Source organism: Moritella dasanensis ArB 0140, assembly GCF_000276805.1.
GTDB lineage: Bacteria > Pseudomonadota > Gammaproteobacteria > Enterobacterales > Moritellaceae > Moritella > Moritella dasanensis.
This window is the reverse complement of sequence record NZ_AKXQ01000049.1, coordinates 1-6,450: the sequence shown is the minus strand read 5'-3', so window position 1 is coordinate 6,450 and position 6,450 is coordinate 1. Positions and strand designations below refer to the sequence as shown.

Annotated in this window: 8 protein-coding genes; 2 read left to right on the top strand and 6 right to left on the bottom strand. The window is 38.2% G+C overall.

Going from position 1 to position 6,450, the window contains the following annotated elements:
• Positions 1-59: 59 nt before the first annotated feature.
• Positions 60-377 (bottom strand): DUF6172 family protein, encoded by a 318-nt coding sequence (locus A923_RS0121745; RefSeq protein WP_017223794.1) that lies wholly within the window; start codon positions 375-377, stop codon positions 60-62.
• A gap of 157 nt (positions 378-534) precedes the next feature.
• Here A923_RS0121745 and A923_RS0121740 point away from each other — a divergent pair, with 157 nt between their 5' ends.
• A complete protein-coding gene (locus tag A923_RS0121740; RefSeq protein ID WP_017223793.1) occupies positions 535-996 on the top strand; it encodes a hypothetical protein in 462 nt (153 codons plus the stop codon).
• A 104-nt stretch (positions 997-1,100) separates the two neighbouring features.
• A complete protein-coding gene (locus A923_RS0121735; RefSeq protein WP_017223792.1) occupies positions 1,101-2,111 on the top strand; it encodes a CNNM domain-containing protein in 1,011 nt (336 codons plus the stop codon).
• A gap of 104 nt (positions 2,112-2,215) precedes the next feature.
• Here A923_RS0121735 and A923_RS0121730 read toward each other — a convergent pair whose 3' ends face one another.
• From A923_RS0121730 to A923_RS0121710, 5 genes are read right to left on the bottom strand one after another with little or no spacing between them, the layout of a single operon-like run.
• Positions 2,216-3,151, bottom strand: coding sequence for an MlaA family lipoprotein (locus A923_RS0121730; protein ID WP_017223791.1), 936 nt, complete (start codon positions 3,149-3,151; stop codon positions 2,216-2,218).
• Complete coding sequence (locus tag A923_RS0121725; RefSeq protein ID WP_017223790.1) at positions 3,141-3,791, bottom strand: MlaC/ttg2D family ABC transporter substrate-binding protein; 651 nt, start codon at positions 3,789-3,791, stop codon at positions 3,141-3,143. Before A923_RS0121725 ends, A923_RS0121730 begins: the two co-directional genes overlap by 11 nt.
• A gap of 51 nt (positions 3,792-3,842) precedes the next feature.
• On the bottom strand, positions 3,843-4,295 hold the full coding sequence (gene mlaD / locus A923_RS0121720; RefSeq protein WP_017223789.1) for an outer membrane lipid asymmetry maintenance protein MlaD: 453 nt from the start codon (positions 4,293-4,295) through the stop codon (positions 3,843-3,845).
• A 20-nt stretch (positions 4,296-4,315) separates the two neighbouring features.
• Positions 4,316-5,074 (bottom strand): ABC transporter ATP-binding protein, encoded by a 759-nt coding sequence (locus A923_RS0121715; RefSeq protein ID WP_017223788.1) that lies wholly within the window; start codon positions 5,072-5,074, stop codon positions 4,316-4,318.
• A 7-nt stretch (positions 5,075-5,081) separates the two neighbouring features.
• A complete protein-coding gene (locus A923_RS0121710) occupies positions 5,082-5,885 on the bottom strand; it encodes an MlaE family ABC transporter permease (RefSeq protein WP_017223787.1) in 804 nt (267 codons plus the stop codon).
• Between the last annotated feature and the right edge of the window lie 565 nt (positions 5,886-6,450).

Here is a 6,450-nt window from a genome sequence, read left to right as displayed (position 1 = left end):
GGAAATAGGAAATAGGAAATAGTAGCAGAGAGTACCGAGACTCCCTGCTGCTGATAATATTATTCTTCGCCGTAATCTAAATCTTCGTCTTCTTCATTGATCACGCGAATGCCATCTTTTACCAAAATTTCGATATAGAAAGATGCGTCTTTGCTTAGGTCACCGCTATCAATTGATTTATTGATTTCTGATAGGTGAATAACCTGCGCTTCTTGTTCTGTTAAGCCATACTTACAATCAAAGTCCCAGTAATCTACGCCTTTAGGTAGCGTTTTTTTACGCTCTCTTTTGATGTATTTTCTGATTTCGCTTTTGATAGATTCAATTTGGCGAGCTGGAACGATTTTTGGGTGGTTCAATACAAACGTTTTTTTCATTTTTACCCTTTAAGGAATGACGGAATATTTCATAACATGGGTTAATTATATCAGGGAAAAGAATAAATGGGGCGAACAGTACACTTTCTCTGCACTTTTAATCGAGTTAGATTTTTTAATTACTGATAATGACGCATCATAAATGTGGGAGTTGGTAATGAAATATAGTTTACTAATTATCTTATTGTTACTGACATCGACAGCGCAGGGTAGTTATTGTAGTGGTAAAAATTGGCAGGATGCTTATCAATTTTACACCCACAATATCGATTTGCTTAATGGTCACATTGACCGCTATAACGTCTTGTTGAATAAGATGAATTCATCAGCCGTCAACGAGGGTGAACAACAATTATTGGCTGCGAAATTAGCCATTGAAGAGTTAGACCAGCTCAATGTTGATGTGGAGAAGTTAGACGCTAAATTTGATAATACCCAGCAACTATGGCAGCTGATCAGTGAGCACTGCTTCGATGATGATGAACTCGATTATAATAATAAGGCAATTGAAAATGCACGAGGGGCTGATATCGGCCGCAGAGAAGTGAATGACTTGTTGTCTCGAATTGAAAATATAAGAGTGAGGTTTTTCCAAGTGGTTGAAAATAAGAATAATTAGTCCTGCCTCAGAAAAGTTTACGCTAAATTACATTGTATTCTTTTGCTATAATTATCGCTTTATGATAATTATTAGCCTCATAAATATTCTTATAGAAGGTAATAATGACACTGTTAATAATTTACGCTGTGATTTCCATTGTGGTCTCGTTTTTTTGTTCAATCTTAGAAGCTACTTTGCTAAGTATGACGCCAAGCTATATCGCTAAAACACAACGTGAAGACCCTAAGCTTGCAACAAAATTAGCTAAGTTAAAAGATAATCTCGATCGTCCTTTAGCGGCAATATTAACACTTAATACGGTGGCCCATACTGCGGGTGCTGCTGGTGTAGGTGCGCAAGTAACGGCAATGTATGGTAGTGCATATTTAGGTATTGCATCTGCTGTCATGACGGTATTAATTTTGGTTCTTTCGGAAATTATCCCTAAAACAATGGGCGCAACTTATTGGCGACAACTGGCACCATCAAGTGTCAGTATCTTGAATACGATGATTTTCTGCTTAAAACCTTTCATCTTTATGTCAGAACAAATCACTCGTCGCATTGGCAAAGGTCATAGTCATGACATTGATATGCGCGAAGAAATTATAGCGATGGCGCATGTCGCAAAAGATACGAATGAAATTGATGACGATGAAAGTCGGGTTATTTGTAATATATTGGATCTTCACAACATTAAAGTGAAAGACATTATGACACCACGTGGTGTGGTCTCGTGTGTTGATGCCGATATGAATGTGAATGATTTTGAAGCCTTAATTAGCAACATTCCTTTTAGCCGTTTACCATTATTGACTGATGATGAGTTCTTTGGTTACGTGCATAAATCAGATATTTTACATCATGATGGTGACACTAAACTGCTCGCATTAGCTAAGCCACTTGAAGTGTACTTACCGACGCAAAACGCGGAACATGTCTTTAATGATATGCTCCGTTCTCGAAATCATCTGGCGAGTATTCATGATGAACTAGGAACTTGGTTAGGTATTATCACCATGGAAGATATTTTAGAAACCATTCTTGGTCGAGAAATTGTCGATGAAAGTGATACCAGTGTCGATATGCGTAAAATAGCCAAAGCGAAATGGCAGAAACGATTAGCCAAATAATTAACGATTGTTAATTGTTAATTGTTAATTGTTAATTGTTAATTGTTAATTGTTAATTGTTAATTAAGACGAGGCATATTTGCCTCGTTTTTTTATCGCGCTCGTTATTCTTCCGCGACTCTATCGGCACGATGTTCGATATAAAACTCTTTCATCCGTTCGTAAGGGTCTATGTAAGCTTGTTTAAAGGCTTCATAGTCACCCAGACTAAAGTAAGTGCTGTTAATTTTTTCAACGGCTTGTACTGAAATCGAGAGTTTGTCAGGCTGTAAATAGGTTAATGGGCTGAGAAAGTAATCGCCACTACGTCCCACTGTATCTCTTAAGGTTGATGGCCCAAAGACTGGCCAGACAATATAAGGACCATTACCAATACCGTATTTACCTAATGTCAGGCCCATGTCTTGGTTGTTTGACTGCCAATCAAAATAATCGTCGGCAGGATCCATTACACCTAATAGGCCTACTGTTGTATTGACAGCAAAACGACCTAGTTCTGTACCAGACGATTCAAAATCACCTTGCAGTAAGCTACTGGTAAACCGGATCGGCATGGTTATATTGCGAAAGAAATTAGCTACACCAACACGAAAAAATTGTGGCGTAATGGCTGTATAACCTTTAGCCGTAGGGCGTAACACCCAAAAATAGAGCTTATCGTTGACATGAAACATGGCCTTGTTGAAATAATAAAAAGGGTCTGATATTTCCACCTGTTCAACAACTTCAATAGGGCTGTCATCACTGAATAAATCATCGTCATCATCAGCAAATAAACCATCATCTTCAAATGCTTCATTACCAAACTGTCCATCATCAAACAAGCCGTCATCTTCAAGTGGCTCATCATCAAACTGTGCATCATCAAATAAGCCATCATCTTCAATAAATTCAGATTCAGAGATGACAATTGGCGATATAGGCGTCGGCTCGGTATTGTTTTCGGTATTACTTTTTGAACTGACACAACCACTCATCATCAAGATGAGCAGTGATAGTGGCAGTTTAACTAAATACGGAGAGGCATTATTATTCAGCATTATTGTCCGTGTGTGCTAAGTTTTTATCATTAAGCAGCGCTAATAATTCATCTGGGGTATTTTTTAATAATAGTGCCGAATATTCTTTACGGAATGAGCTAATAAGGCTTCGACCTTCAACTTTAACATCATAGATACGCCATCCATCATCTTTGAGTCGCAATGAATAGTCGATAGCCGTTTTCTTGTTAATTAAGCTATTAACACGTGCGCGTTGCATATTACGTATCGGCTTCATTGCTGAGGACTTAGTTAACAACACCGAGAACTTACTGTCGTTATTTAGTCTGTCCAAATACAAGTTACCCAAGTGAATGGTAAATGCATCGGTAAACTTGGCTTGCTGTTCAGGCGTAAAGCGACGATCGCTGTAATCACCTAACGGACTGGTTGCACCCGCTGAAAATTTACCCAGTGTTAACTCCGAAATCAAAGTGAAGTCAAAATGACCTGTCACAATCGGCCAGAGCTGTTCACGTTTAACTTCAGTTGTCAGCGCGGGATCATTAATGATGTTTAACGATTTTGTCATCGCATTGTCAATCAATGCCGTCGCTTGGTTAATGTTATTGGTATTCGCATTTACTGCGGTTGTTAATAGTAAAAGTGCTGAAATACATAACGTAATAATTTTTTTCATAGAATGCCTCATGATACAAATTTCGAATATAGCGTCGCGTTGGTGCCGTAATTATTCACCTTCACTACTAAATACATATTTACTGATGAGATCTTCAATATCAAGTGCAGACTCTGTTTCTTCAATACGCTCACCCGCAGCTAGATATTCATCACTACCACCAGGGGTCAGAGACAAGTATCTATCACCGAGTAAACCTGCCGTTTTAACGGATGCGATCACATCGACAGAAAGGCTTATATCGTTGTCAATTTTTAGCTTTACACGCGCAATTTTAATATTGGGTAATAATACGACGTCTTCAATTTGACCTATCTTAACGCCAGCCATTTCGACATTTGCGCCACCTTTTAAACCTGTGGCAGAGTTGAAATCGGCATAAACACTATAATAGTTATCGCCTAGCAACTCCATTTTCCCGAGTTTAACTGTTAGATAACCAACACACAGTATGCCTATTAGTACAAATAGACCGACAGAGGTTTCAATAGATGATTTTTTCATAATAGCTCCAAATTTTTATGTTAATCGATATCGAGTAATGATGACTCATGACCGTGGATAAAGGTTGAAATAACGGGATTGTCATCATTATTTAATTGTTCAGGAGTACCTTGAAAAATAATCTCACCTTTATTAAGTAATGCGATGCGTTGGGAAATACTAAATATTTCTGGGATCTCATGGCTGACAATGATCCCGGTAAAACCAAGTTTGCGTTGATAGTCTGCAATCATCCGATGAACTGCCTTTTTACGTATTGGGTCTAGTCCTGTCGTTGGTTCATCAAATAAAATTATTTCTGGTTCAGTAACAAGTGCACGAGCGAGGGCGACTCTTTTACGCATACCACCAGACAGTTGCCCTGGGTATTGTTGTTCAGTGCCCATAATATCGAGTTGTGTCATGCGCATTTCAACCCGTTGCAGTATCTCCGCTTTGCTTAAGTTACTTGCTTCCTGTAATGGTAGCGCAATATTTTCATATACCGTCATCGAATCAAACAATGCGGAGTCTTGAAACATATAACTAAATTTCTTTTTTAAGTTAAGTCGCTCTACTAAAGAGTGCTTTGAAAAGGCTTTTCCGCCAAAAAGTATCGAGCCCGAATCGGGCTTAAGTAAGCCAATAACATGCTTAAGTAAGACACTTTTACCTTCACCACTCTTGCCAATGATAGTGGTGATTTCACCCTTGTAAATACTGAGGTTGATGTTATTTAAGACGGTGTTTGTACCGAATTTTTTACTAACATTACAAAACTGAATCAGTGGCGTATTCATAATATTCCTATAATAAAAACGACGTTAAAATATAATCAATAACAAGCACAAATATACTTGCTTGTACAACAGCGGTTGTTGTTGATAGACCTACGCCTTTAGCACCAAAATTATCACGTCGGGTATGAGTATAATAACCGTGATAGCAGCAAACTGCGATGACCGTGATGGCAAAGAAAATTGATTTGATAAAACCTCCTGCGACATCAGCCATGATCACACTATTTTCGACGCGATAAAAATAAGTTGCAGGATTAATGCCTAATAATTGAGAACCAGTCAGGTAACCACCAAAAATACCAACAGTATCGAAGATAGCGGTTAATAGTGGGAAGCTAATAAGCGCAGCAATAATGCGTGGACTGACCAAAAATCGGATTGGGTCTATAGTCATGGTTTTGAGTGCATCAATTTGTTCCGATATTCGCATAATGCCTATTTCTGCGGTCATTGCAGAACCCGCTCGGCCGATGATCATAATGGCAGTTAATACCGGACCTAATTCTCGAATAAGGGTGAGCGCGACTGCAGAACCGAGTAAGCCAGTTGAACCAAATTGAGAGAGGGTGTAATAACCTTGTAATCCCAACACCATACCGGTAAATAAACCAGTGACACAAATCACTACAATTGATTTTGCGCCAATAAAATACAGTTGTTCAATTACTCTACGCCACTGCCAAGGGCGAGAAAAAATATGTATCATACTATGTAATAGAAACAGTGTTGCTTTACCAAAACCTTGGAGTAACGAGATAACAGCGCGGCCAAGTTGGGCCAGTGGGTTCATCGAAAAGCTCGTTTGAGGCATGTATACTCCTTAATACATTTAATTCTGTTGATGTCCATTATGACTAGTGGCCATAAAATTAGAGAATGTAGAATAGTATCAAATATTTAATGTGTCAAAGGGGGAATTGATAAGGGTGCTTATTATTTTAAATATTAGCGCTTATTTAATTTTATATCATTTATTTTCGTTAATTTAAGGGCAAATCAATAATGGTGTACTATATTTGTAATTAGGTCGACGGATATTATATACCAACTACCTTCTGCGATATGTAAGTGAGTGTAAGTGAAGAACGTACTATGGCAGATACGTGTAAGTGTAGACGAATAACGTATGTGACAGATGCGTGTAAGTGAAAAAGAAAGTGTAAGTGTAGACGAATAGCGTGCGTGAAAGGTGCGTGTAAGTGAAAAATAAAGTGTAGATGAAGACGAATAGCGTATGCCAAAGATACGTGTAAGTGAAAAGTAAAGTGTAAATGAAGACGAATAGCGTATGCCAAAGATACGTGTAAGTGAAAAAGAAAGTGTAGATGAAGACGAATAGCGTATGCCAAAGATACGTGTAAGTGAAAAAGAAAGTG

Bases quoted from the DNA above. Each gene is read 5' to 3' on its own strand.
- A923_RS0121730 (WP_017223791.1), bottom strand. From the start codon at position 3,151: ATGCTGAATAATAATGCCTCTCCGTATTTAGTTAAACTGCCACTATCA.
- A923_RS0121735 (WP_017223792.1), top strand. From the start codon at position 1,101: ATGACACTGTTAATAATTTACGCTGTGATTTCCATTGTGGTCTCGTTT.
- A923_RS0121710 (WP_017223787.1), bottom strand. From the start codon at position 5,885: ATGCCTCAAACGAGCTTTTCGATGAACCCACTGGCCCAACTTGGCCGC.
- A923_RS0121725 (WP_017223790.1), bottom strand. From the start codon at position 3,791: ATGAAAAAAATTATTACGTTATGTATTTCAGCACTTTTACTATTAACA.
- A923_RS0121715 (WP_017223788.1), bottom strand. From the start codon at position 5,074: ATGAATACGCCACTGATTCAGTTTTGTAATGTTAGTAAAAAATTCGGT.
- A923_RS0121740 (WP_017223793.1), top strand. From the start codon at position 535: ATGAAATATAGTTTACTAATTATCTTATTGTTACTGACATCGACAGCG.
- A923_RS0121745 (WP_017223794.1), bottom strand. From the start codon at position 377: ATGAAAAAAACGTTTGTATTGAACCACCCAAAAATCGTTCCAGCTCGC.
- mlaD (WP_017223789.1), bottom strand. From the start codon at position 4,295: ATGAAAAAATCATCTATTGAAACCTCTGTCGGTCTATTTGTACTAATA.